The sequence below is a fragment of the Tepidiforma sp. genome, from assembly GCF_034432735.1.
Lineage (GTDB): Bacteria > Chloroflexota > Dehalococcoidia > Tepidiformales > Tepidiformaceae > Tepidiforma.
This window is the reverse complement of record NZ_DAOUBJ010000036.1, coordinates 1-24192: the sequence shown is the minus strand read 5'-3', so window position 1 is coordinate 24192 and position 24192 is coordinate 1. Positions and strand designations below refer to the sequence as shown.

The following is a 24192-nucleotide window of genomic DNA, read 5'->3' as shown; positions in this document are numbered from 1 at the left end:
GATGACCATCCAGGCACCACCGCTTCGCCGACAACGCCCCGGCCCATCCACGAACACCGACCCGCCCACCCGGCGGCCTCCGCCTCCCCCCTCGCGCCCCTACCCGCGCCCAGATACAGCCAGTCCGAGTCCCCGCAGAAACGCCTCCGAGTTCGGCTCACGGCCGAGAAAATCCCGCACCAGCTGCTGCCCATCCACCGAGCCGCCCCGCTCCAGGATAGTCGTCCGGTATCGACGCCCAACCTCCCCACTCAGCGGCCCCGCTTCCTCGAACAGCGTGTACATATCGTCACCGAACACGTGCGACCAGAGATAGCCGTAATACCCGGCGTCATATCCGAACAGATGCCCAAATCCCGACTGGAAGTGCGTGCCCGGCGTAAAGGGAAAGCCGGTGATGCCATGCAGCTCCGCCACCAGCCTCGTCGAATCCCCATCGAACCCCGGCGAGTGCAGTCTCAAATCGAGCGTCGCAAAGAAAATCTGCCGCAGCGTCATGATCCCGCTGTTCAGGTTCTTCGCCGCCACCATTGCCTCGATAAGCCCGAGCGGCAGCGGTTCCCCCGTCCGCCAATGCCGCGCGAACGCCCCCAGCACCTCCGGCTCCCAACACCAATGCTCCAGCATCTGGCTCGGAGCCTCCACAAAATCGCGCTCCGTCTGCGTCCCGCTGAATCTCGCCCGCTCCGCCCGCGTCAGCGTCTGGTGCATGATGTGCCCGAACTCGTGGAAAAACGTGATTACCTCGCTGTGCCGAAGCAGCGAGGGCTCCGTCGCCGAAGGCTTCGTGAAATTCGCGACAATTGCGCTCACCGGTTTCTGATAGCTTCCGTCCCGGCGGCGCCGGCCCCGCCGCAGCGTGAACGCCGCAGCGTGCCCGTACTTGTTCGGTCGCGGAAAGAGATCCATGTAAAACCGCGCAAAAGGTGGGCCCCCCGTCGCTTCGCTGATATCGAAGGCGCGCACATCGGGGTGCCAGCGGGGCGCCTCCCGGCTCTCCGTGAACACCACCCCCAGCACCTGCTGGTAAACCGTGAACAGCCCCTTGATGACCGCATCCAGCGGGAAATACTGCGCCACCTCGAACTCGTCGACCGCGTACTGCGCCTTCAACTGCTCGTTGTGCCAATACCGCCAGTCCCAGATGTTCACCTCGTCGGAACCCGTCCGCTCCCGCGCGAACGCCCGCATCGCCGCGAAGTCCTGTTCCGCCTTCACCGCCACCTTCGCCTGCAGATCCGTCAGAAACTCCTCGACCGCCCGACGCGTCCCCGCCATGCGTGTCTCGGTGCGGTAATCCGCCCACGAGGCGTAGCCCAGCAGCTCCGCCGCCTCCCGACGAATCGCCAGCGCCCGCTCCAAAAGTTCGACGTTCCTTCGGCCCCCCTTCCGCTGGTCCTTCTCGAACAGCGCGCGGCGCAGCCCACTATCCGGGCAGTTCGCCATGAACGGCTGAATCTCCGGATAGTCCAGCGACACCCGGTAGAGCAATCGCCCGTCCCGTTCCACCGTCCGCAACCGCGCCACCCAGGCGTCCGGCATCCCCGCCAACTGCTCACGCGTCACCTCGATGCCGTCGTCGTAGTCGTCGATGTTGTTCCGGAACTCGACGCCGATCGCCACCAGCTCGTCCATCAACTCGCGCAACCGATCGCGTCGCTCCCGCGGCAGCTCGAAGCCATTGCGCCGATAGTCGCGCAGCTCGAACGCAACATAGCGAGCATCCTCGCCACCCAGCGCCTTCGCCTCCTCGGTCGCAGCGAACTCCCGAACCGCCTCGTACAAATCCTCCCTGAACGAAAGCCCCACCAAGTACTTGTCCAGGCGCTCGTCCCACTCCCGCGCCACCTGGCGCAGCCCATCGTCGGCCGACACATACGCCAAGAACGCGTACGCACCAGAAGCCAGGGCCACCGGTTCGACCGCATCCTCCAGCGCCAGCATGGTGTTCTCGTAGGTGCGAACCCCCGAAGCCAGCGACGTAATCTCCGCCACGCCTGCCTCACAGGCATCGATGGCCCGCTGGCACGCATCGGCGAGCTCCTCCGGCGTCAGCCGATCCCACGGGACCAGGTCGAGGTCGCCGCTCATCCCAAATCCCTCAGCGGGTCAGCCAAGCGAACTGCTGCGGCTTCCGCTGGCTCCTCGCGCTAATCATGATGTTCACGATCGCCGGCTTGTCACAGGCCAAAGCCGACTCCAGCGCCGGCCGCAGCTCCGACGGCTGCGTCACGAAAAACCCCTTCCCCCCGTAAATCTCCGCCATCTTTTCATAATGCGCATTGGGCGTATACGCACTCGGCGGGACCCGCGTCGGGTCGAGTTCGTCCGGGCCACCGCCAATCCCGTTGTTGTTGATGATGATGAACACGATATTGTTCAGCCCGTACCGCGCCGCAGTCTCCACCTCCATCCCGCTGAACCCGAACGCAGAATCCCCTTCGATACAAAACACCCGCTTGTCCGGGTGCACTGCCGCAGCCGCGATCGCCTGTCCCACGCCCACCCCCATCGTCCCGAACGTACCCGCGTCCAGCCGGTGGCGCGGATAGAAATTCGGCATCAGCGTCCGCCCGATGTCCATCGTGCTCGCGCCCTCGTTCACGATGATCGCATCCCTCGGAATGTACTCACGGATGTCCCGGTACACCCGGTAATACCCCATCGGTACCGACTCGTCAGCCATCATCTCCGCCACCGTCGCCGCGTTCTCCTCGATCTTCTTCCGCAGCCCTGTCCACCATGTCGTCTCCGCAGGGTATTGCCACGGCGATTCCGCCAGCGCCGCGTTCAGCTGCGCCGTAATCGCCTTCGCATCGCCCACCAGCGCCACCTCCGTCGGAACGTTATTCCCGATCTCCTCAGCCGCGATATCCACCTGAATCACCCGGACCTTCGGATCGAAACGGGGCGGCAGCCCGAAATGCAGAATCCAGTTCAACCGCGCGCCCAACAGCAAAACCACGTCCGCATTCTGCAACGCGAACGACCGCGCCGGCGAAATCGCCAAAGGATGGTCGTCGGGCACCACCCCCTTGCCCATCGGCGTCGGCAAAAACGGCAGCTGCGTCGATTCGATGAACTTCCGCACCTCCTCCTCCGCGCGTGCATACGCGGCCCCCTTCCCCACGATGACGAGCGGCCGCTCCGCCGATCTCAGCGCCTCCAACGCCCGCGCAACATCCTCCTCCGGCGCCAGCGAGCGCGGCGGGTCCGGACAGCGTGGCGGAAAGTGCACCTCGTCCTCCTCCACCGTACCCGTGATGATGTCGCCCGGGAGATCGAGGTACGCCGCCCCCGGCCGCCCGTAGATCGTCGCCCGCACCGCCTGCTCGACGAAAAAGGGGATCCGCTTCGTGCTATCCGGGCGGGCCGCATACTTCGCGTACGGCCGTGCCGTTTCGATCTGCGGTGCCTCCTGGAAGGCGCCCTGTCCATTCTGGTACGAATCGTTCGCCCCGCCGATCAAAATCATCGGCCAGCAGTTCGCCCATGCATTCGCCATCCCCGCGATCCCATGCACCATCCCCGGCCCCGAAACAGCAAGGCACACCCCAGGCCGCCCAGTCAGGTAGCCGATCGCCGCCGCGGCATAGCTCGCCGCTTGCTCGTTGCGGAACCCGAAAAACTTGATCCCCTCACGCTGCGCGTGAATCGCAATCGGCACCACCGGAATACCCACCACCCCGAACATGTACTCCACACCCTGCTGCCGCAGCGCCTTCGCCACAATCTGCGCACCCGTCAGCTCAGCCATGGCCTCGTACTCCTCGTTCGAAAAATGCCGTCGTGCCGGCAACTCTACGGGAACCCGCCGCCACCGTACACGCCGCCGGTGTAGCCTCTACCCATGCCCCGCGTACGCGCCGACCTCCTCCTCGTCCAGCGTGGCCTGGCCGAATCCCGCGAACGTGCCCGCCAACTCATCATGGCCGGACAGGTCCGCTCCGGCACCCGCGTCCTCGTCAAACCCGCCGAGCCCCTCGACCCGGGCGCACCACTCGAAATCGTCCAGCCACTCCGCTACGTCAGCCGCGGAGGGCTCAAGCTCGAAGCCGCCCTCGCCGCCTTCTCCATCGACCCCGCCGGCCTCACCTGCCTCGATATCGGAGCATCGACGGGTGGGTTCACCGACTGCCTCCTCCAGCACGGAGCCGCCCACGTCATCGCCGTCGACGTCGGACACGCCCAGCTCCACCAACGCCTCCGCCAGGACCCCCGTGTCACCCTCCTCGAAGGCGTCAACGCCCGCCACCTGCCGCCCCTACCGCCCGTCCACCTCGTAGTCGCCGACCTCTCGTTCATCTCCCTCGAAAAAGTCCTGCCGTCCGTCGCCGCCCGCGTCCCACCGCGCACACCCGTCATCGCCCTCCTCAAACCCCAATTCGAAGCCGGCCCAGCCGAAGTGCCCGCCGGCGGCGTCATCCGCGACGAAGCAGTCCTCCAGCGTGTCAAGGAGCGCTTCCTCCGCTGGGCCGCCGAACACGGCTGGGAAACCTGTGGCATCATTCCATCGCCCATCCGCGGGGGCGACGGCAACACCGAATTCCTGGTCTGCCTCCGAACCCCGCCCGTCGGAGACTCGCGATGCTGAGCAGCGCCGTTATCTTCCATGCTCCCCGCAGCGAAGGCGCCCTCGCATTCGCCCGCCAAGTCGCCCAGGAATTCGGCCGCCGCAGCATCGCAGCATCCGTCCACGACGCCTGGGGCCAACCCCCGAACGCCACCATCGCCGCCGCCGACCTCATCGTTTGCGTCGGCGGCGATGGCACCGTCCTGCGCGCAGCCCGCGTCACCATCCCCCACGCCACCCCAATCCTCGGCGTCAACATGGGCCGTCTCGGCTTCCTCACCGACATGAGCCCCCGCGACTTCTTCAACTGCATCGAACGCATCGTGGCCGCCGATTGGCGCCTCGAAGAGCGCGTCATGGTTCACGGTGAAGTCATGGCCGATGGCCACCCACTCCATGCCTTCGACGGCCTCAACGACATCGTCGTCAGCCGAAAGTCCCCCGGTCGCCCCGTCTACGTCGACGTCCACATCGACGGCGCACGCCTCGCCATCTTCCGCTGCGACGGCATCATCGTCGCCACCCCCACCGGCAGCACCGGCTACTCCCTCAGCGCCGGCGGCCCCATCCTCGCCCCCACCGAACACCACCTCGTCCTCACCCCCGTCTCAGCACACCTCGCCCTCGGCCGCTCACTGGTCCTCCAGCCCGATTCCGTCATCGAAATGGCCGTCACCAGCGAGCAAGGCGCCATCGTCAGCATCGACGGACAAGTCGACGAACCCGTCGCCGCAGGCGTCCGCATCCGCGTCCGGCAAAGCGACCACGTCACCCGCTTCGTCCGCTTCCGCGAACCCTCCAGCTTCTACGCCGAACTCGCCGAAAAACTCGAAATGCAGCTCTCCAGCACCACGAACCCCAGTGCTTGAACGGCTCGAAATCACCTCCTTCGCCGTCGCCCGCCAAGTCGCAATCGACCTTCGGCCCGGGCTCACCGTCTTCACCGGCGAAACCGGCGCCGGCAAATCGCTCATCGTCGACGCCATCGCCTTCGTCTTCGGCGCCCGCGCCGGCCGCGACGTCATCGCCCACGGCGCCGACCGCGCCACCGTCCGTGCCGCACTCACCCTCGCCGGGCGCCCCACCACCATCGAACGCACCATCACCCTCGCCGGCCGCTCCACCTACCGCCGCGATGACCAACCCGCCCGCCTCGAAGACATCCGCGCCATCGCCGAAACCCTCCTCGACATCCACGGACAATCCGAGCAGCTCGCCATCCTCCGCCCGGCTGCCCAGCTCGCCGCCCTCGACGAATTCGCCGGCCTCACCCACCAACGCGCCCAACTCTCCGCCCTCGTCCGCGAGCTGCGCGACATTCGCCGCCGCCTCCAAACCCTCCGAACCGACGCCCGCGAACGAGAACGACTCATCGACCGCCTCAGCTACGAAATCGCCGAAATCGACGAAACCCACCCCCAACCCGGCGAAGACGAACGCCTCCGCGCCGAGCAAACCCGCCTCGCCGGCGCTGCCCGCCTGCGCCAAGAGGCCGCCCACGCCCTCGCCGCCCTCGATGAGCCCGCCCTCGCCGAAGCCCTCGCCGCAGCCCGGGCCATCACCGACCGCGACCCCTCAGCCCAAGAAATCGCCGACGCCGCTGCCGCATTCGACGCCGCCACCGAAGAGTTCCGGCGCGCCATTCGCGCCTACGCCGAAACCCTCGACGAAGACCCAGAACGCCTCGCCCTCGTCGCCGACCGCCTCGACCGCCTCGGCCGCCTCCTCCGCAAATACGGCGACACCATCCAAGCCATCCTCGCCTACCGCGACGAAGCCGCAGCCCGCCTCGCCGACCTCACCGGCGCCGACGCCTCCCTCCAAGAACTCCAAGCCCGCGAAGCCGACCTCCTCCGCCGACTCGCCCACGCGGCCACCGCCCTCTCCCACCGCCGCCGCGAAGCCGCCGCCAGTCTCGCCGCCGCGCTCGCCGCCGAACTCGACCACCTCGCCATGCCCAACGCAAGCCTAGCCATCGCCTTCGCCTGCGACGACGACCCCGACGGAGTCCCCGTAAACCTCCCCGACTACGAAACCATCGATGCCGCCACCACGCCCGCGCCAATCGCATCCGGCGAACCCCTCCCCCGCGCATTTAGCGAAACCGGCGTCGACCGCGTCGAGTTCCTCGCCTCGTTCAACCCCGGCGAGCCAGCCCGTCCCCTCTCCACCATCGCCAGCGGCGGCGAAACATCCCGGTTCCTCCTCGCACTCACCATCGCCCTCGGCCATGCCGCCGAAGGCCGCCTCGAAATCCTCGATGAAGTCGACGAGGGCGTTGGCGGGCGCACCGGTTCCATCGTCGGGCGCGCACTCCGCCGCCTCGCCCAGCGCCACCAAGTCCTCTGCATCACCCATCTCCCCCAAGTCGCCGCCTACGCCGATACGCACTACATCGTCGAAAAACACACCGACGGCCACCGCACCTGGTCCGAAGTGCGCCCAGTCACCGGCGAAGCCCGCCGCGCCGAGCTCGCTGCCATGCTCGGGGGCACCACCGCCGCCAACCTCGCTGCCGCCGCCGACCTCCTCCAGGCCGCCGCCTCACCCAGCTGAGCGCTCACCCTCCACCTGTCGGCGGGCCCGCGCCACCCGCCTCACCGCCTCCTCGATCGCCAGCGTCGGATCCGCACCCGCGCGCGCCACCTGGAGCGCCACGATCACCGCCTCCAGCGCCCCCACCACCTCCAGGAGCAACTCCCGCCCGGCCGCCGATTGCAAAGACCAGTCCGCAGACACTCGGCCCAGTCTGGAGCGCTCACCCCGAACAGCACAGCCCCAGACCAGTGAAAAGAACGTGACCGATAAGCTCCTCAGCCATCGCCGCCCTCACGAAGGTGCCTCGTCGCCAGACGGTCGGCATACGCGTTCCATCGAGAAGCAGCGTGGCCCCGCACCCACTCCACCCGCGCGAGTGGTCGCTGCCGTTTCAGCTCCCAAGCCCGCCGCACAAGGTCGAGATTCTCCACAGGCCCGGATTTCCGCCTCCAACCGCGCGCCTCCCAATCCTTCGCCCACTCGTTCAACGTCCTCACCACCAGCTGGCTGTCCGAATAGATCGTCACCGGCTCGTCCTCAGGCGCCATCTCCAGCCCTGCCAGCATCGCCTCCCACTCCATCCGGTTGTTCGTCGTCTGCGGCTCGAAGCCATGCCGCTCCTCCACCACCTTCCCGTCTCGAACGAACACCGCTCCCCACCCCCCGGGACCAGGATTCCCCTGGCACGAGCCATCCGTGAAGATCCCCGATTGTGGGTCCCCGTCGCCGTTGCCGCCGCCCGGCGAACTCACCGCCCCGCGCAGCCCGGCCTCGCGGCACGACCGACACTGCCGAGGAGTCCACCCGGGGTACCTCGCGAGAGCCGCCGCGGGTACAGAAAACGCTCGCCCGCAATCCCGGCATGTGAACTCACCCATGGCCCCACGATAGGCCCGCCGCCACTTCCAAGCGACACTTGCTACAATCCGCCAACCCCATCCCCGAGGTGCGTCGTGGCCGGTCGGCTTTCCGGCAAAGTCGCCATCGTCACCGGCGCCGGCTCCCAGTCCGACGGCGTCGGCAACGGTCGTGCCATCTCCATCCTCTTCGCACGCGAAGGTGCCCGCGTCCTGCTCGTCGACCGTCGTGCCGAAGCAGCCGAGCTCACCGCCCGCATGGTCGCCGACGAAGGTGGCCAAGCCGAACCACTCCAAGCCGACGTCACCAGCGAACCAGCCTGCCGGATGATGGTCGACCGCGCCATCGAACGGTGGGGACGTCTCGATATCCTCGTCAACAACGTCGGAATCGGCATCCGCAGCCACATCCCCGAGATCGAGCTCCCAGATTGGGAGCTCCAAATGCGCGTCAACGTCACGAGCATGGTCCTCGCCAGCAAGTACGCCATTCCCGCCATGTCCACCTCAGGCGGCGGCGCCATCCTCAACATCTCCTCCATCGCCTCGCTCCGCGGCCGCGGCCTCGCCCCGTACGCCGCCTCCAAAGGCGCCGTCGAAGCACTCACCCGGGCAATGGCAGCCGACCACGGCCGCCAAGGCATCCGCGTCAACGCCATCGCTCCCGGCCCTGCCTACACACCCATGGTCGCCGCGGGCATGTCCGAGGCCACCCGCGAAGCCCGCCGGAAGTCCACCGCCCTCGGCATCGAAGGCACCGCATGGGACATCGCCTGGGCAGCCGTCTACCTCTGCTCCGACGAGGCCCGCTGGGTCACCGGCGTCGTCCTTCCCGTCGACGGCGGCGTCCTCGTGAACTGAAACCGGCTCGCCCCTGCGCAGCCCCAACGCCGCCGCCGAACCTAACCATGTGAACGTTCGCACCCCTCTCGGCATCGCCCTGCTCGCCGCACTCCTCATGGTGCTCGCCGGCGCACCGAGCACCGCCACCGCCCAACAGCCACCCCTCGCCTCCGCCTCCGAAACCACCTACCGCCTCGACACCCCCGCCGGGACCGTCAGCGTCGACGTCCACATCGAATACCTCAACCAGTCCTCCGCCGACATCGCGACGGTCCCCCTCTACGTCCTGCCACACGCCCAGGACCTCGCCATCGTCCGCAACGGCACCCCCCTTCAGTTCACCCTCGACCCCGGTGATGAAGCCGCACGCTGGACAGCCCTCGCCACCGTCACCCTCCCAGAGCCACTCAAGCCCAACCGCAGGGTCACCCTCGAAGCCTCCTACCGGCTCCCTACCGTCACCGGACCCCTCATCCGGATCCAACCTGGCCTCATCGAAGTCCCCTTCATCGGCCAAGGCCCAGGTTCGTGGGTATTCGTCGACGTCCCCAAATCCGGCGACAATGTCCTCGACCCCGGCTGCCTCCTCGGCCGCGACCAGCCCGACAACGTCGCGAAAAGCGGCCTCCAGCGCTGGGTCTGCGGCGACGTCTTCCTCGTCGCCCTCTCCGCCGACGACCCGAGCGTCCTCGAACGATGCGCCGCCCTCGACGACCGCTGCCGCCAACGAACCGCACCCGGCGTCTTCTCCGCCTTCGCACTCTCCGTCACCGACGAAGCCCAACGCGGCATCCTCTCCGAGCCCGTCACCATGCCCGACGGCCGCCAAGTCACCATGACACTCAAATACTTCCGTCGCGACGCCGACTGGGCCGCACGACAGTTCGCCATCGCCCGCCAAGCCTTCCCCCTGCTCGAAACCCTCTTCGGTTTTCCCTACCCCTTCACCGACGTCACCATGCGCCAGTCCTACAACATCGGCACCTTCGGCATCGCAGGCGTCGCCTTCTCCGGCCTCGGCCAGGTGCTCCTTTCCCACGGTTCCGGCGGCATCGACGACGAAGTCACCATCCATGAACTCGCCCACCAATGGGCAGGCTCCACCCAGCTCGCCCGCCCCTTCCTTTGGGAGGGCCTCGCCGAATGGGCAACCAGAGTCATCGCCCCCCAGCTCGGCATCAGCCCTCGTGCCCTCGACTGGAAGTCCTCCGGTCTCGACTTCCCCCTCGCCTCCTGGGGCTCCTCGCTCGCAGGCGACCCCACCTACTGGTACGGCCGTTCCGGAGATTTCTGGTTCACCTACGAAGAAGCCATCGGCGGCCGCCAGAACATGACCACCATCCTCTCCCGCATCGACGACGAACCCGCCCGCTGGCGCCTTAAAGAAGGCTGGTTCATGGACCAGGCCGAATTCCTCACCGGCCGCAACCTTGACCAGCTCTTCCTCGACTGGGTGTTCGTCCCCGAGACCGCCAAGCCCCTCCTCGCCCAGCGCCGCGCCGCCCACGACCTCGTCAAAGCCCTCCGCGACCGGGCCCAAGCCGCAGGACTTGGCTCCGGCATCCCCACTGACATCTACAACAACCTCATAGCCTGGGTCTTCGAGCCGATCGCCTCCCAGGTCGCGGAAGGCGACCGCATCATCGCCGCCTACCGCTCCGCCACCGACCTCGCCACAGCCGCCGGCCTCTCCACCCCCGACGCTGTCGCCAGCGCATGGGGCAAATCCCGCCTCTCCGAAACTGCACGCCTCGTCGAAGACCAGCGGCAAGCAGTCATCGCCATCCAGGCCGCCCAGGAACAGCTCGCCGATGAACCCCCAGATTCGCCATTCCTCCAAGGCCTCCGCGAAGCCCGCGAACGCTACGAGCGCGGCGACTTCACCGGTGCCCGCACCGCCGCAGCCTCCGGCGTCACCGGAAGCGTCAACGCCGCCGCCGCCGCCAAGCTCATCGCCCTCGCCCACGAAAAGCGCGATACCTTCAGCCCAGGATTCTTCGCCCGCATCGGCATCCTCTTCACCGACCCCGACGCCAAACTCGAAGCCGCTGAGCGCGCGCTCGCCGAAGGAGACGGAACACGGGCCCTTCGCCTCGCTCGCCAGGCCTACGAAACCTGGGACGGAGCATCCGCCCGCGGCATCCAGCGCCTCGCCCTGCTGACCGCGACCATGGCCGCGCTCAGCTTCGCCGTCTGGGCCCTGCTCCGCCGCCTCGAAAGCCCGCCAGCCACCAAGAAGGTCGGCCAAGGCCACTACATCGAAGCCGACGCCCGGCGCGGAAGCTGGAAAGACTGGGAAAACACCCCCGAGTAAGCGCCAAGCTTCATCCACCCGCGTGGGGCCGCTACAGTCACACCATGGAGCGACGCTTCGACGCCATCGTCGTCGGTGCCGGCCCCGCCGGAAGCACCGCCGCCCGCGAGCTCGCCGCCGCCGGCGCGGAGGTCCTCCTCCTCGACCGCGCCACCTTCCCCCGTTACAAAGCCTGCGGCGGCGGCATCCCCCGTCGCACCGCCCGCCTCCTCCCCTTCCCTATCGATTCCGTCATCGAAGACGAAGTCTCCCTGCTCGATATCGCCTGGCGCGGCAAGCACCGTTTTGTCCGCGATTCCGGCACCCCGTTCGCGGCCATGGTCATGCGCGAACGGTTCGATGCCCTACTCCTCGACCACGCCTCCCGGGCCGGCGCTGCGTTCCGCCCCGGCACCGCAGTTCGGTCGCTCGAAATCTCCCCGACCACCGTCCGCGTCACCGCCGAAGACGGATTCCACGCCGAAGCCCCCTACCTCGTCGCCGCCGACGGCGCCCACTCCCCTGTCGGTCGAATGGCCGGTATCGGCCTCGGCCTCGCCGAATGCGCCGCCTACGAAGTCGAAGTCCGCACCCCAGAACCCCGCCGCCTCGCCAACCGAGCCACAGCCTTCATCGAACTTGGCTATCGCCCGTGGGGGTACGCGTGGGTCTTCCCCAAAGCCCGCGTCCTTTCCATCGGCATCGTGCTCCCACCCGACCAAGCCCCCACCATGAAGGCGCAGGTCCACTCCTACCTCGATCGACTCGGGCTCCAAGGCGCCACGATCGAAATCGCCCGCGGCCACAAAATCCGCTTCCGCCGGGGCGCCGAGCCCATCGCCAACGACCACGTGATCCTCGCCGGCGACGCCGCAGGCCTCGCCGATGAGTTCACCCAAGAAGGCATCTTCTACGCCATCGAGTCCGGCCGCATCGCCGCTCGGTCCGTCCTCAGGAGTCTCGCCGGTGAATCGCCCCTGAGCACCTACCAACGGGACATCGACCGCGAATTGATGCCCGAATTGCGAGCCGCTCGGCTCATTGCCTCCATGTTCTACGGCATGCTCGGCCGTTTCCCCGGCCCCTGGATGCACGCCACCCGCGCCATCCCATTGCTCTGGAACGCCTTCTTCGCCGTCCAGCGTGGCGAATCCACCTACGCCCGCGAAGCGACCCGCGTTCCCCTCCTCCCAGCCATCGCCGCCCGTCGGCTCCGCATCCCCTGATGCTCGCGCCCAAGGCCATCGTCGCTCGCCTCGCCCCGCTCTATGGCATGCCGGTGCTCCAGCCCAGTGGCGACCCCGTCGCCGAACTGGTCCTCACCATCCTTAGCCAAAACACCTCCGACACCAACAGCGGGCGCGCGTTCATCGCTCTCATGCGTCACTTCCCCTCCTGGAAGGCCATCGCCGAAGCCCCGCTAGAGGCCATCGAAACCGCCATCCAACCGGGTGGCCTCGCCCGCCAAAAGGCACCGCGCATCAAGGCCACCCTGCAGGCCATCGAGGCCCGCTCCCCAGATTTCGACCTTGGATTCCTCCGCACCATGCCCCTCGACGAAGCCCGGGCGTGGCTTCGTTCCCTCCCCGGTGTCGGCCCCAAAACTGCCGCCTGCGTCCTCCTCTTCGCACTCGGCCTGCCCGCGCTTCCCGTCGATACCCACGTCGAACGGGTAGCCAAACGCCTCGGGCTCGTCCCCCGAACAACCACCCCCGAACGCGCCCACGACCTCCTCGAAGCCCTCGTCGACCCCGCCGACTACTACCCCTTCCACATGCTCCTGATCAAACACGGCCGCCGAATCTGCTCAGCCCGACGCCCCGCTTGCGAACGCTGCCCCCTTATCGAATGCCCCTCCCGCGGCGCACCGCTCCCCGCCATTGAGACGGGCACGGCCCCCGCGTAGAGTTCCCCTCGTGCGACACCACCGGCGCCCCCGAAGTCGCCATCGCCCACGGCGTTCGCACGTCTTTCCCCATGCTGGCCCTGGCACCATCCATGGCCATACTCCCGTCGCTCCTCAGTGGGCCGCACCGCCGAGCGGATAGCCAGCCGCCCCGGCTCCCGGTCCCCGGCGGGCTCGAACCACCTATCCCCTGAACCAACGGAGGAACCCATGGAACGTCGATTCGAAGGCAAAGTCGCCGTCATCACCGGAGCCGCCGGCGGCATCGGCCGGGCAGCCGTCGAACGATTCGCACAGGAAGGCGCCGCCATCGTCGCAGTCGACCTTCCAAGCACTGCCCTCGAAGAAGTCGTCGCCGCTGCTGAGGCCGCCGGCGCCCCGACACTCGCCATCCCAGCCGACGTCACCCGCTCCGCCGATGTCGAGAACTACGCCAAAGCCGCCCGCGAGCGATTCGGTCGCATCGACGCCTTCTTCAACAACGCCGGCATCGAAGGCTGGATAGGCCCCATGCTCCAATACCCCGAAGACCAGTTCGATCGCGTCCTCGCCGTCAACGTCAAAGGCGTGTGGCTCGGCATGAAGTACGTCGCCCCGATCATGGCCGCCTCTGGCGGTGGCTGCATCGTCAATACCGCCTCGGTCGCCGGTCTCACCGGCACCCCCGGCATCATCGCCTACGGCGCCAGCAAACACGCCGTCATCGGAATGACCAAAACGGCCGCCCTCGAGCTCGCCCCATTCGGCATCCGCGTCTGCGCCGTTTGCCCCGCCCCAATCGAAACCCGCATGATGCGCTCCCTCGAACGTGGCATCAACCCGGACGAACCCGACGCCGTCCATCGCCAGCTCGCCAGCTCCATCCCACTCGGGCGCTACGGCGAGCCCGCCGAGGTCGCCGCCCTCGTCGCCTACCTCTGCAGCCCCGACGCCACCTACCTCACCGGCACCATCATCCCCATCGACGGTGGGCGCATGGCCCGCTGACTAACCCAAGCCCGCTGCCCCGCCGATTCTTACCAATGTGGTGAAGTGTGCCGGCCCGGCCATCGAATGCCTCGCCGTGACACGTCGCTACGGCGACCGCGTCGCACTGCACGAACTCACCCTCGCCATCGACCACGGCGAGATATTCGGACTCCTCGGTCCAAACGGCTCCGGCAAGACCACCGCCCTCCGCATGCTCGCCACCCTCCTCCCACCCCACGCGGGTACCGTCCGCCTCCTCTCCTACGACGTCGTCACCGATGCCATGCAGGTCCGCCGCCACATCGGCGTCATGCCCGAGCGGCCAAGCCTCTACGAACGCCAGACCGTCGACGCCAACATCCGCTTCTGGGCCGAAGTCCACCAGCTGCCCGACCCCGACGCGGCCGTCGCCAACGCCCTCCACTTCGTTGCCCTCGAAGATCGCCGGAACGACCTCGTCGGCAGCCTCTCCAAGGGGCTCAAGCAGCGCGTCGCACTCGCCCGGGCCATCGTCCATCGCCCATCGGTCCTGCTCCTCGACGAACCATCGTCCGGGCTCGACCCCTCCGCTGCCGCCTCTATGGAGACCCTCATCCGAGACCTCGCTCACGAAGGAACCACCGTCCTCCTCAACACCCACCGACTCGCCGAGGCCGAACGGCTCTGCGACCGCGTCGCCATCCTCCGCGAAGGCCGACTCCTCCGCCTCGGCACCCCGAGGCAGGTTCGCGCGTCCCTCCTCGGCAACATCGTCGAAGTCGAACTCGCCGGCATCGTCGATACCCCAGTCCGCCGCGCCATCGAGTCCTTCCCCGCAGTCCGCGAAACCTGGTGGGCCAACGCCGCCGTGCGCTGCCGCCTCGTCGATGCCGAGCGCGATACCCCGGAACTCGTCGCCCGTCTCGTCGCCGCCGGCGCCCGAATCGTCGCCGTCCAGCCCGCCGGCGACCTCGAGCGCGCCTACCTCGAACTCATGAGCCAGCCGCTCCCCGGGAGCCTCGCCGCATGACCATCCTTGCCGCCAACCCAGCCATCATGGCGCTCGCCCGCAAAGAGCTCCGCGAGCTACGTCGCCACCGCATGATCGTCATCAGCGCAACCATCCTCCCGGTTGCCTTCCTCCTCCTGCCCGTCCTCAACCTGCTCCTGTACACCCCCGGGCGCGCCATCGGCGGGCCCGATTTCGCCGTTGGGCAGGCCATGTTCTGCTTCTTCCTCACCCCCGTCATCATGCCCGCCACCATGGCCGCCTACGGCATCATCGGCGAACGCGACCAAGGCACCCTCGAGCCCCTCCTCACCCTTCCACTCACCGACAGGCAGCTCCTCGCTGGCAAGGTCACTGCCATCCTCGTCCCGACGCTTCTCGCCTCCTTCAGCATCTACCTCGCCTACATGATCGTCGTCATGGCGGCCGTGGCCGAGCCCGTCCGTTCGCCGGCACTCGACTGGACATGGCCCCTCGGATTTCTTCTCTGCAGCCCCCTGCTCGCCCTCTTCTCCACCCTCACCGGCCTCATCTTCTCCGCCCGCGCCCGCGACGTGCGAATCGCCGAGCACCTCGCCGGCCTCGTCCTGCTCCCGTCCATGCTCCCCGTTCTCCTCGTCGTCACCCGAACGATCGACCCTAGCGTCGTAACCTGGCTCCTCTTCGCCGCAGCCACCGCGCTCCTCGATGCCGCCCTTTGGCGTCTCGCCGTCCGCGCCTTCGATCGCGAACGGGCCATCAGCCACGTCTGACCTGACGTCGCGCCTCGCGCGCGATCGCCCTCTGCCTATCGAATCCGTAGCCCCGTCCCATGTCCATCCCGGCCCGGTTCAGCTCGGTCCGCGTCCGCGTTCGAACCGCCATCCCCCGCGGCCATCGTCCCGCGCCTCGGTGCCCTTTCCGCCTCGTCGCCCCAACGGGCGGACTCCACCGCTCGCGGCCGTCGTCGTGTCCGGGGCCACGTTCGCCAGCTCGGTCCGACCGGCAGCAACGTCGGTCCTCGCCGAAGGAGCCGGCCCGCTCGCGCCCGCCGGACCGGTGGTCCTCTCTGCCCTCGTCGTCATCCCCACCGTCACCGTCCATCGCGCCATCGCCGTCCACCACCGAACAGCAGAAGTGAAAGCGGCCGCGCTCGTATCCGCCCTCCTCGGCCGCTCATCCTCCCGGGAGCCACCCCGGCACTGGTCACCCCAGCACGGCCTGCCTCGTCAGGCCCCGTCTCGATGGCGTACTCGAACCACGAGCACCGGCCGCCCGCTTTCCCGGATAACCTCCTCCGTTACGCTGCCCGCCAGGAGGTGCGAGAGCCCCGAGCGGCCGTGCGTGGCCATCGCGATCACATCCACGTCCAGCTCGTTCGCCAACTCGATGATCGCCTTCGCTGCCTGATGCGCCCACTCCACATGGACCACACACGTCGCCCCTGCCAGCTCACCGCTAGCGATCCCCTCCAGCCTCTCGCGCCATTCCGTCGATTTCCTGGCGACCGCCTCCCCGTGGCTTTCGATAAGCCGCGGCGCCGGAATCCGCACGACCGTCGTACCCGTCGCCATGCCCAGAGGCTCCGGGACAGGCCTTTCCATCCGTCCCCGCACCGCTTGGGGGTCGAGCACCGTCACCAGGTGGACCTCGATCCCCGGTGCCATCTCCACCAACCGACGAACGGCCGGCAAGATCGCAAGAGCCGTCTCGCTTCCATCCAACGGTACCAGCGCTCGCATTGCGCATCCCCCCTCGTGATTGGAAGGCAATTCTGTCCGCTCGGAAGTCGCGCAGCCCCGGCCAATCGGCCCTGCCGCTAGGTCCGACCGTACCAAGAGTGGACAAATCGTCATGAGCAGAAATTTTCGAACGCCCCCCTTGCGCCATAGGCTGAGCAAGTGCTAAAAAGATGTGGGTCGCGCTGGATGTCGTGTCCGCTCCACACATCCACCGGCCCTATTTTCATGCCCCGGAACGAGGGCAGTGGCCCCAACCGCCTCGGCTGCTACACTCATCCCCGATGAAGACGCGCCTGACCCTCCGCATCATCGTCCCGACACTTCTCGCCCTAGCGACCGCCTCCGCCACCCTGGCCGATGACGGCCACGGCGCCGCCACCACGAGCTCCGGGGACATCGACGTCCTCCCTGCCGTTCTCTGGTCCCTCGCTGGCGTCGCTGTCTTCGCCATCGTCATGGGCGTCTTCTACCTCTTCAAACGCCAGGTCGGCGGCTTCCCCGAGAATCCCGAATGGGTCGCGCCCATATCGATCATGCGCTCCCGTGACCTCCCCGCAGAAGACGATGCCCACGGCCACGGTGATAGCCATGGCCACGACGCCCACGCCCCAGCCCACTGACGAACCCCCCAATCCAACGTCGCACCACGGCAAACAAACAGGCCCGGCTGATATCAGCCGGGCCTGTTGCTTTCGAGAATCCGAAATCGCTCAGGTGAGCTTCAGCGAGAGCGTCTGCCCCAGGTCCAAATGAATCCCGGGCCCCATCGTCGTCGTCAGCGTCGCACTGCGGATGTACTGACCCTTCGCCTCCTTCGGCTTGGCCGCGTTCACCGCCTCGATGAGCGCCGCCATGTTCTCCTTGAGCTTCTGGTCCTCGAACGAAACCTTCCCCAGCGGCACATGAATGTTCGCCAGGCGGTCCAAGCGGAATTCCACCCGCCCCTGCTTCGCCTCCTGGACAGAGCGCGCGATATCCTCCGCACCCACCACCGTCCCTGAACGAGGGTTCGGCATCAACCCGCGCGGCCCGAGAATCCGCCCGAGCCGCCCCACCTTGCCCATCATCTCCCGCGTCGCGATCGCCACATCGAAGTCGAGGAAGCCACCCTCGATCTGCTTGATCAGATCATCGCTCCCCACGAAATCCGCTCCAGCCTCGCGCGCCGCCGCCGCAGCCTCACCCTCGGCGAACACCAGCACACGCATGACCCTGCCGAGGCCGTGGGGCAGAACGGTCGATCCCCGGATCTGCTGCTCCGCGTGGCGTGGGTCCAGCCCCGTCTTCAGGTGCAGCTCCACCGTCTCGTCGAACTTCGCCGGGTGGATCTCCTTCGCCAGAGCGATCGCCTCGTCCACCCCGTAGAGCCGGTTCTTCTCGACCTTCGCGGCAGCTTCCCGATAACGCTTCCCATGCTTCGGCATCAGTCCACCACCTCGATGCCCATGCTGCGAGCCGTCCCTTCGATGATCCGCATCGCCTCGTCCACCGAATTCGCGTTCAGGTCCGGCAGCTTCGTCTCCGCAATCTTCCGAATATCCTCCGAGGTCACCCGCCCCACCTTGTTCAGGCGCGGATTCCCACTCCCTTTTTCCACCCCCGCCGCCCGCCGGAGCAGGTCAGCCGCCGGCGGCGTCTTCAGCACGAACGTGAACGAGCGATCCTCGTACACCGTCAGCTGCGCGGGGATGATGAGCCCGATCTTGTCCTGCGTCCGAGCGTTGTACTCCTTGCAGAACTCCATAATGTTCACGCCATGCTGGCCCAAAGCCGGGCCAACCGGCGGCGCCGGGTTCGCCTTCCCGGCGGGCAGTTGCAGCGTCAGCACTGCCCTCACTTTCTTCGCCAATGTCGTCTCCTCGTGTTCGAGCGGCGTGCGCCAGACACGCCTCCACAGAGTCCCGCCCACAACGGCGCGGGCTAACTACACAGTATCGCGTCGCCCGCCCTCCCGGACAACGTCCCCAGCCATGCCCACCATTCGTCGCCAATCACCAACCTTTCGCCCCTGGTAAAACACCCTTCACCGTGACGATGACTTCCTCGAACGGCGCTCGTGCGTATACTCCCCGAATCGCCCCTGCTTCTATCTCTTCCATCGAAGCGGGGCGAACTCAGCAAGGGGGGTTCTCTCAACCTATGTCCGAAAACTACTGGAAGCGGAAGCTCGCCCGCCAGGGCGTCAGCCGGCGCCGTGTCCTCGGCGGCGCCGCCACCGCAGGGATCGGCGTGGCAGCCCTCGGCCTCGTCGGCTGCGGCGACGATGACGACGACACCGGCTCCACCGGCACCACCTCGACTCCGTCCGGTTCCGGAACGCCCGCCGCGAGCCCTACCGCCGCAGCCCAAACCCCACAGAAGGGCGGCACCGCCCGCTTCGTCTCCGCCAACAACACCTGGGACACCTTCGACGTCGACCGCTCCCGCTTCTCGCCCGTCGCCTGGCTCATGGGCATGACCAACCTCGGCGTCACCCAGTGGAAGAGCTTCACCAAAGCCGAGATCGAAGGCGCCTTCGCCGAAAAGTGGGAACAACCCGACCCGAACACCCTCGTCTTCACCGTCCGCCCCAACCTCTTCTGGCACAACAAGCCGCCCGTCAACGGACGCCAAGCCAAGGCCGAAGACATCGCCTTCTTCATCAACCGAAACAAAAACGGCAAACTCCTCGACGGCACCGACGACCCCAACTTCTACCGCAAGTCCGCCTACCGCAACGTCGAAAAAGTCGAAGTCGTCGACGAGAAAACCGTCCGCGTCACCTTCAGCAAACCCGATCCTTTCTTCCTCACCACCCTCGCCGGCTCCTACTCCAAAGTCCAAGCACCAGAAGCCGTCCAAGCCTTCGAAAAAGACTACGCCAACATGAAGGCCGACCTCGTCATCGGCACCGGCGCCTTCGTGCTCAACAAGTGGTCCGCCGATGGCGACTCCGAGTGGGTCCGCAACGACAAGTTCTACACCCAGGTCAACTGGGACGGCGTCAAATGGCTCCCGCTCTTCACCGACCAGTCCGCCCAGCAGGCCGCCTTCGAACAAAAACAACTCGACGCCTTCATCCCCACCTCCAACCAAGTCGTCCAAGACCTCCTCAAGCGTTTCGAAGGCCAGATCCACGAAGTCAAGATCTTCAGCGGCAACCCCCAAGCAGGCACCTACTACGGCGGCGCCGCCCCATGGAACAACCCCAACCTCATCGGCGCCATCTTCCGCGCACTCGACCGTCGGGCGCTCATCCAGTCGCTCCTCCAAGGCAAAGGTGTCCTCTCCGGCAACGTCCCGCCCACCCAGGCAGCCTTCGCCATCACCGAAAAAGAGCTCATCACCTACCCCGGCTACCTCGAAGACCGCGCCAAAGATGAGGCCGAAGCCAAAAAAATGTGGGAAGCCGGCGGTGGCCCCGCCCTCGGCGAAATCATCGTCGACATCCCCGACATCTGGGAGGGCCTCTACTCCGGTGGCGCCGCCCTCATCACCAACCAGCTCCAAAAAGTTCTCGGCAACAAATTCACCGCAAAAATCGAGCCCTACGCCACCATCACCAACAAAATCGTCAAGCAAGAGTACGGCAACGGCAAAAACAACATCTGGTACGGCTGGATCACCGAAGTCTCCGATCCCGAGCCCACGCTCCTGAACTACCTCCAATACAACTCCACCCAGCCCCAGTTCCAGCAATTCGGCGTCAAAATCGACAAGGTCGATCAGCTCACCGCCCAGGCCGTCACCGAGTTCGATATCGCCAAACGCCAAGAACTCTCCAAAGAGGTCATGCGCGAACTCGTAAAGAACTACGGCGCCGGCATCCCCTACAACCTCGTCGCCGTCAACTCCTCCATCCGCTGGAACTACCTCAAGTACCCCGAGGCCGTCGCCTTCGTCCAGCAGCACCAATACGGCACCCAGTGGTGGTTCGACCAGAACGACCCAACCTGGAAAGGCCGACCAGCCTAAACAGCCACCATGCACCGCTGCGGGCCGCGAGGCGCTAGAATTCGGCCCTCCGGCCCGCAGCGGCCGCTTCGACAGCAACCAGAAGGGGGACATCGAGAGTGAGGACCTACATCCTTCGCCGGGTTCTCGTGAACATCCCAGTCATTTGGCTCGTCGCGACCTTGGTCTTCTTCGCGACCAGCGTCCTGCCCGGCGATTTCGTCGCACAACGCATCGCCGCCCAAGACCCAACATCCACCGACCCGGCTCTCCGCCAGAAACAAATCGAAGCAGTCCGCAAAGACCTCGGCCTCGACAAACCAATCGTCCAGCGCTACTTCGTCTACCTCGGCAACCTCCTGCGCGGCGACTTCGGCATCTCCTACCAGACCCGCGAGTCCGCCCTCCAAGGAATGAAAGAAGGCCTCCCCTACTCGCTCCAGCTCGCCCTCATGTCGCTCGTCATCGGCGTCCTCACCTCCGTCCCCATCGGCATCATCTCCGCGATCCGACAAGATACCCCCATCGACTACGTCCTCCGCGTCTTCGCCATCCTCGTCCTCGCCATGCCCAACTTCTGGATCGCCACCATGGCATTGCTCTACGTCGTGCGATGGAGCCTCTGGGACGTTCCCATCAGCTCCGCCCCGCTCCTCTGGGAGGACCCCGGCGCCAGCCTACGCCTCTTCATCATCCCGGCCGTCGTCGGCGGCCTCGCCTCCGGGGCCAGCGTCATGCGATTGCTTCGCTCCCAAATGCTCGAAGTCCTCCGCCAAGACTACATCCGAACCGCCTGGTCCAAAGGCCTCCGCGAGCGCGTCATCATCGTCCGCCACGCCCTCAAGAACGCCATGGTACCCGTCGTCACCGTCCTCGGACTCACCCTCGCTGGCCTCCTCTCCGGCAACGTCGTCTTCGAAAACCTCTTCGCCATCCCCGGCGTCGGGCGCCGCATCCTCGCCGCTATCGTCGCCCGCGATGTCCCCGTCGTGCAGGCCTTCGTGCTCGTCATCGCCACCTTCGTCGTCTTCGTCAACCTCGCGATCGACCTCCTCTACGGCGTCCTCGATCCGCGCATTCGTTACTCCTAGGGGGAAGCAGCCATGGCCCAGGAACAAGCCATCTTGGACCGCCCCGGTACCTTCGATGTACCGCGTAGCCTCAGCGACCGCCCCGTACTCGTGCGGGCGCTCGTGCACACCGGCCGCTTCTTCCGCTACAAACCGCTCGGTGGCGTCGGCGTAGCCATCATCGCCCTTTGCGTCTTCGCCGCCGTCTTCGCCGATGCCGTCGACCGCTACGACCCCGAAGTCATCTTCAAAGCACCCAACCCAGAATTCGACCCAGAGCTCGCCGAGAAGGCCCTCACGGATCCCACCATCCGCCTCCAGTACCCCCCAGAGAAGCTCGAGAAGAACGACCTGCCCATTCGATTCGGCGGCCCCACCGCCGAACACTGGCTCGGCACCGACGGCCTCGGCCGCGACCTCTACTCCCGCATCATCCATGGCTCCCGCACCGCACTGTTCGTCGGCCTCGGTGCCGCACTCATCGCCACCATCAGCGGAACCATCGTCGGCCTCGCCAGCGCCTACTTCAGCGGTTTCGTCGACTTCTTCATCCAGCGCATCGTCGATACCCTCCAGGCATTCCCACCACTCGTCCTCCTCCTCCTCTTCGGCCAGGTCGTCGCCAACCCAACACTCACCGTCAATACCATCGCCCTCGGCATCCTCGGAACCGCCAGCTCCGCCCGTATCGTCCGAAGCGCCGTCCTCGCCGTTCGCGAAGAAGTCTACGTCCTCGCCGCTCGGACTATCGGCGCCAGCGACTTCCGCATCATGATGCGTCACATCTTCCCCAACATCACTGCGCCCATCATCGTCACCTTCACCAGCTCCATCGGCATCTACATCCTCGTCGAAGCCACCCTCGCCTTCCTCGGCCTCGGTGACCCAACCGTCGTCTCCTGGGGGAAAATGGTCGAAGAAGGGCGCCGCAATGGCCCATCCGACCCCTGGATGGCGTTCATCGTCGGCATGGCCCTCACCACCGTCGTCCTCGGCTTCAACCTCGCCGGCGACGCACTCCGTGACGTCCTCGACCCCCGCCTGCGGGGACGCGGCGGGCGTGCCGGCTTCTAACCGCCCCACCGCCCATAGGCCTAGCAACACCAAGGCCCCCGGTCACAAGACCGGGGGCCTTGGTCTGTACACCACCTCCAGAAGTCGCCCCGAGCCATCAGGCCGAGCTACCCAGGCCCCTAGACGCGCTCCACCTGGAGAAAGTCCAGTTCGACCGGCGTCTCCCGACCGAACATATTCACGATCACCTTCACCCGCCCCTTCTCCGTGTTGATCTCGTCGACCGTACCCACAAAATCCTCGAACGGCCCATCCACGATCCGCACCGACTGCCCAGGCTGGAACGTCACCCGAACACGCGGCTGCTCCATCCGCATCGCCCGCAGGATGTGGTTCACCTCATCCTGCGAAAGCGGAACCGGCCGCGTCCCCGAGCTCACGAACCCCGTCACGCCCGTGGTATTGCGAATCAAATGCCAGACAGCATCCGATTCAGGGTCCTTCTCCTTCAACTCGATCGTCTGCACGAGCACATACCCAGGGTAGAGCTTCCGCTTTACCGTCCGCCGCTGGCCGTCGCGAATTTCGATCTCGTCCTCCGTCGGCACCACGACATGGAACACCTTGTCACCCGCGTCCATGCGCTCGACCGTCGCCTTGATCGCGTTGCGAACCTTGTTCTCGTGCCCACTGTACGTGTGGACGAAGTACCACTTCCGCCCCGGAGCGTTGATCTCCTCGTCAGTCAGCTGCTCCTGTTCCAGCTCGTCGTCCGACTTCCGTCGTCGCGAAGGCCGCTTCGACGGAGACTCGATGGGGTCGCTACCGGAAATTGCGGTGTACGCCTTGCGTTCGTCAGTCATCGCTAAAAGAACAGCCTCTCGATCGTCCAGCCGAAGAGAAGGTCGACCGCCCCAAGGAAGAGGCCCATGACGACTGCCACAATGGCCACCACGATCGTCAGGTAGCGCGTCTCCTGGAACGACGGCCAAGTCACCTTTCGCAGCTCGGCAATCACATCGGCCACGAATCGTGGCTGCAGCCGCCGAAGAAACGCGAATGGCCGCCGCTTCGGCGCTTCCGGCCGCGCGATCGGGCCAGCCGCAGCCGGCGGCTTGGGGAGCACCGGACGCGACTTCGCGACACCCTCGGCCGGCGGGGAACCATCCGGCGCCGCGGCCACCGCGCGCCGGCGTTGTGTACGTGCCATGGGCGTTACCGCGTCTCCCGGAACAGGACGTGCTTGCGCAGCCCTGGGTGATACTTCTTCAGCTCCAGCCGGCTGGAATCGTTTCGCCGGTTCTTCTGCGTCGTATACCGGTACACCGGCCCCTCCGTGCTCTGGAGGTGGATGATGATCCGGTCCCCCTTCTTGCTTGCCATCGGCCTACTCCCTCCCCTCTCCTAGGCTCTGCCTCAGGCGAGGATTTTGGTGACGACGCCGGCGCCGACGGTGCGGCCGCCTTCGCGGATGGCGAAGCGGAGGC

Annotated in this window: 25 protein-coding genes; 14 read left to right on the top strand and 11 right to left on the bottom strand. The window is 66.6% G+C overall.

Going from position 1 to position 24192, the window contains the following annotated elements:
- Positions 1–99: 99 nt before the first annotated feature.
- Entirely contained in the window at positions 100–2091 is a 1992-nt protein-coding gene (locus VAE53_RS03235) for a M3 family metallopeptidase (RefSeq protein WP_322817926.1), read from the bottom strand.
- Between the two features lie 10 nt (positions 2092–2101).
- Entirely contained in the window at positions 2102–3757 is a 1656-nt protein-coding gene (oxc, locus tag VAE53_RS03230) for an oxalyl-CoA decarboxylase (RefSeq protein ID WP_322817925.1), read from the bottom strand.
- 93 nt (positions 3758–3850) lie between these two features.
- On the opposite strand from oxc, the gene VAE53_RS03225 reads away from it, so the two are divergent.
- Genes VAE53_RS03225 through recN form a run of 3 tightly spaced genes read left to right on the top strand, consistent with a single transcriptional unit; the run spans position 3851 to position 7129 of the window.
- On the top strand, positions 3851–4594 hold the full coding sequence (locus tag VAE53_RS03225; RefSeq protein ID WP_322817924.1) for a TlyA family RNA methyltransferase: 744 nt from the start codon (positions 3851–3853) through the stop codon (positions 4592–4594).
- A complete protein-coding gene (locus tag VAE53_RS03220) occupies positions 4588–5442 on the top strand; it encodes an NAD(+)/NADH kinase (RefSeq protein ID WP_322817923.1) in 855 nt (284 codons plus the stop codon). The genes VAE53_RS03225 and VAE53_RS03220 overlap by 7 nt, the downstream gene beginning before the upstream one ends.
- Complete coding sequence (gene recN, locus VAE53_RS03215; RefSeq protein WP_322817922.1) at positions 5435–7129, top strand: DNA repair protein RecN; 1695 nt, start codon at positions 5435–5437, stop codon at positions 7127–7129. Before VAE53_RS03220 ends, recN begins: the two co-directional genes overlap by 8 nt.
- Here the strand turns inward: recN and VAE53_RS03210 are convergent.
- Together VAE53_RS03210 and VAE53_RS03205 are read right to left on the bottom strand one after the other, a co-directional pair.
- A complete protein-coding gene (locus VAE53_RS03210; protein WP_322817921.1) occupies positions 7118–7312 on the bottom strand; it encodes a hypothetical protein in 195 nt (64 codons plus the stop codon). The genes recN and VAE53_RS03210 overlap by 12 nt on opposite strands.
- Before the next feature lie 74 nt (positions 7313–7386).
- The gene (locus VAE53_RS03205; protein WP_369294016.1) at positions 7387–7863 is read right to left on the bottom strand and encodes a ribonuclease H; all 477 of its coding nucleotides are present in this window, start codon (positions 7861–7863) and stop codon (positions 7387–7389) included.
- Positions 7864–8064: 201 nt separating this feature from the next.
- Here VAE53_RS03205 and VAE53_RS03200 point away from each other — a divergent pair, with 201 nt between their 5' ends.
- The 7 genes from VAE53_RS03200 (at position 8065) to VAE53_RS03170 (ending at position 15719) form a co-directional block, all read left to right on the top strand.
- Complete coding sequence (locus VAE53_RS03200; protein ID WP_322817919.1) at positions 8065–8829, top strand: SDR family oxidoreductase; 765 nt, start codon at positions 8065–8067, stop codon at positions 8827–8829.
- Positions 8830–8878: 49 nt separating this feature from the next.
- A complete protein-coding gene (locus VAE53_RS03195) occupies positions 8879–11125 on the top strand; it encodes a hypothetical protein (RefSeq protein WP_322817918.1) in 2247 nt (748 codons plus the stop codon).
- A 44-nt stretch (positions 11126–11169) separates the two neighbouring features.
- Positions 11170–12330 (top strand): NAD(P)/FAD-dependent oxidoreductase, encoded by a 1161-nt coding sequence (locus VAE53_RS03190; protein ID WP_322817917.1) that lies wholly within the window; start codon positions 11170–11172, stop codon positions 12328–12330.
- Positions 12330–13010, top strand: a complete 681-nt coding sequence (gene nth / locus VAE53_RS03185) for an endonuclease III (RefSeq protein ID WP_322817916.1) — start codon at positions 12330–12332, stop codon at positions 13008–13010. The genes VAE53_RS03190 and nth overlap by 1 nt, the downstream gene beginning before the upstream one ends.
- Before the next feature lie 210 nt (positions 13011–13220).
- Positions 13221–13997, top strand: a complete 777-nt coding sequence (locus VAE53_RS03180) for a glucose 1-dehydrogenase (protein WP_322817915.1) — start codon at positions 13221–13223, stop codon at positions 13995–13997.
- Positions 13998–14073: 76 nt separating this feature from the next.
- The gene (locus VAE53_RS03175) at positions 14074–14988 is read left to right on the top strand and encodes an ABC transporter ATP-binding protein (RefSeq protein ID WP_322817914.1); all 915 of its coding nucleotides are present in this window, start codon (positions 14074–14076) and stop codon (positions 14986–14988) included.
- The gene (locus tag VAE53_RS03170) at positions 14985–15719 is read left to right on the top strand and encodes an ABC transporter permease subunit (protein WP_322817913.1); all 735 of its coding nucleotides are present in this window, start codon (positions 14985–14987) and stop codon (positions 15717–15719) included. The genes VAE53_RS03175 and VAE53_RS03170 overlap by 4 nt, the downstream gene beginning before the upstream one ends.
- 456 nt (positions 15720–16175) lie before the next feature.
- Here the strand turns inward: VAE53_RS03170 and VAE53_RS03165 are convergent, their stop codons facing one another.
- Positions 16176–16688 carry a universal stress protein gene (locus tag VAE53_RS03165; RefSeq protein WP_322817912.1) on the bottom strand — a complete coding sequence of 171 codons (513 nt, stop codon included), beginning with the start codon at positions 16686–16688 and terminating at the stop codon, positions 16176–16178.
- A gap of 281 nt (positions 16689–16969) precedes the next feature.
- Between VAE53_RS03165 and VAE53_RS03160 the strand changes: the two genes are divergently transcribed.
- The gene (locus tag VAE53_RS03160; protein WP_322817911.1) at positions 16970–17308 is read left to right on the top strand and encodes a hypothetical protein; all 339 of its coding nucleotides are present in this window, start codon (positions 16970–16972) and stop codon (positions 17306–17308) included.
- Between the two features lie 90 nt (positions 17309–17398).
- On the opposite strand, the gene rplA is transcribed toward VAE53_RS03160, so the two are convergent.
- On the bottom strand, positions 17399–18112 hold the full coding sequence (gene rplA, locus VAE53_RS03155; RefSeq protein ID WP_322817910.1) for a 50S ribosomal protein L1: 714 nt from the start codon (positions 18110–18112) through the stop codon (positions 17399–17401).
- On the bottom strand, positions 18112–18537 hold the full coding sequence (gene rplK, locus VAE53_RS03150) for a 50S ribosomal protein L11 (RefSeq protein ID WP_322817909.1): 426 nt from the start codon (positions 18535–18537) through the stop codon (positions 18112–18114). The genes rplA and rplK overlap by 1 nt, the downstream gene beginning before the upstream one ends.
- A 290-nt stretch (positions 18538–18827) precedes the next feature.
- On the opposite strand from rplK, the gene VAE53_RS03145 reads away from it, so the two are divergent.
- The 3 genes from VAE53_RS03145 (at position 18828) to VAE53_RS03135 (ending at position 22765) form a co-directional block, all read left to right on the top strand.
- Positions 18828–20642: an ABC transporter substrate-binding protein gene (locus VAE53_RS03145; protein ID WP_322817908.1), complete on the top strand. Its 1815-nt coding sequence runs from the start codon at positions 18828–18830 to the stop codon at positions 20640–20642.
- Between the two features lie 98 nt (positions 20643–20740).
- Positions 20741–21712 carry an ABC transporter permease gene (locus tag VAE53_RS03140; protein WP_322817907.1) on the top strand — a complete coding sequence of 324 codons (972 nt, stop codon included), beginning with the start codon at positions 20741–20743 and terminating at the stop codon, positions 21710–21712.
- A gap of 12 nt (positions 21713–21724) precedes the next feature.
- Positions 21725–22765, top strand: a complete 1041-nt coding sequence (locus VAE53_RS03135) for an ABC transporter permease (protein WP_322817906.1) — start codon at positions 21725–21727, stop codon at positions 22763–22765.
- A 119-nt stretch (positions 22766–22884) separates the two neighbouring features.
- Here the strand turns inward: VAE53_RS03135 and nusG are convergent, their stop codons facing one another.
- From nusG to VAE53_RS03115, 4 genes are all read right to left on the bottom strand, one after another.
- Complete coding sequence (gene nusG / locus VAE53_RS03130) at positions 22885–23568, bottom strand: transcription termination/antitermination protein NusG (RefSeq protein WP_369294015.1); 684 nt, start codon at positions 23566–23568, stop codon at positions 22885–22887.
- A 2-nt stretch (positions 23569–23570) separates the two neighbouring features.
- The gene (gene secE / locus VAE53_RS03125; RefSeq protein WP_322817905.1) at positions 23571–23915 is read right to left on the bottom strand and encodes a preprotein translocase subunit SecE; all 345 of its coding nucleotides are present in this window, start codon (positions 23913–23915) and stop codon (positions 23571–23573) included.
- A gap of 5 nt (positions 23916–23920) precedes the next feature.
- Positions 23921–24088, bottom strand: coding sequence for a 50S ribosomal protein L33 (gene rpmG, locus VAE53_RS03120; protein ID WP_297678977.1), 168 nt, complete (start codon positions 24086–24088; stop codon positions 23921–23923).
- A 33-nt stretch (positions 24089–24121) separates the two neighbouring features.
- Positions 24122–24192, bottom strand: a 71-nt coding sequence (locus VAE53_RS03115) for a hypothetical protein (RefSeq protein ID WP_322817986.1), incomplete at its 5' end; no start/stop codon positions are given.

Excerpts from the sequence above, each read along its gene's own strand:
- nusG (WP_369294015.1), bottom strand. The coding sequence starts at position 23,568 with ATGACTGACGAACGCAAGGCGTACACCGCAATTTCCGGTAGCGACCCC.
- secE (WP_322817905.1), bottom strand. The coding sequence starts at position 23,915 with ATGGCACGTACACAACGCCGGCGCGCGGTGGCCGCGGCGCCGGATGGT.
- VAE53_RS03225 (WP_322817924.1), top strand. The coding sequence starts at position 3,851 with ATGCCCCGCGTACGCGCCGACCTCCTCCTCGTCCAGCGTGGCCTGGCC.
- VAE53_RS03170 (WP_322817913.1), top strand. The coding sequence starts at position 14,985 with ATGACCATCCTTGCCGCCAACCCAGCCATCATGGCGCTCGCCCGCAAA.
- VAE53_RS03190 (WP_322817917.1), top strand. The coding sequence starts at position 11,170 with ATGGAGCGACGCTTCGACGCCATCGTCGTCGGTGCCGGCCCCGCCGGA.
- rpmG (WP_297678977.1), bottom strand. The coding sequence starts at position 24,088 with ATGGCAAGCAAGAAGGGGGACCGGATCATCATCCACCTCCAGAGCACG.
- VAE53_RS03180 (WP_322817915.1), top strand. The coding sequence starts at position 13,221 with ATGGAACGTCGATTCGAAGGCAAAGTCGCCGTCATCACCGGAGCCGCC.
- VAE53_RS03160 (WP_322817911.1), top strand. The coding sequence starts at position 16,970 with ATGAAGACGCGCCTGACCCTCCGCATCATCGTCCCGACACTTCTCGCC.
- oxc (WP_322817925.1), bottom strand. The coding sequence starts at position 3,757 with ATGGCTGAGCTGACGGGTGCGCAGATTGTGGCGAAGGCGCTGCGGCAG.
- VAE53_RS03165 (WP_322817912.1), bottom strand. The coding sequence starts at position 16,688 with ATGCGAGCGCTGGTACCGTTGGATGGAAGCGAGACGGCTCTTGCGATC.
- VAE53_RS03135 (WP_322817906.1), top strand. The coding sequence starts at position 21,725 with ATGGCCCAGGAACAAGCCATCTTGGACCGCCCCGGTACCTTCGATGTA.
- rplA (WP_322817910.1), bottom strand. The coding sequence starts at position 18,112 with ATGCCGAAGCATGGGAAGCGTTATCGGGAAGCTGCCGCGAAGGTCGAG.
- VAE53_RS03145 (WP_322817908.1), top strand. The coding sequence starts at position 18,828 with ATGTCCGAAAACTACTGGAAGCGGAAGCTCGCCCGCCAGGGCGTCAGC.
- VAE53_RS03220 (WP_322817923.1), top strand. The coding sequence starts at position 4,588 with ATGCTGAGCAGCGCCGTTATCTTCCATGCTCCCCGCAGCGAAGGCGCC.
- VAE53_RS03235 (WP_322817926.1), bottom strand. The coding sequence starts at position 2,091 with ATGAGCGGCGACCTCGACCTGGTCCCGTGGGATCGGCTGACGCCGGAG.
- nth (WP_322817916.1), top strand. The coding sequence starts at position 12,330 with ATGCTCGCGCCCAAGGCCATCGTCGCTCGCCTCGCCCCGCTCTATGGC.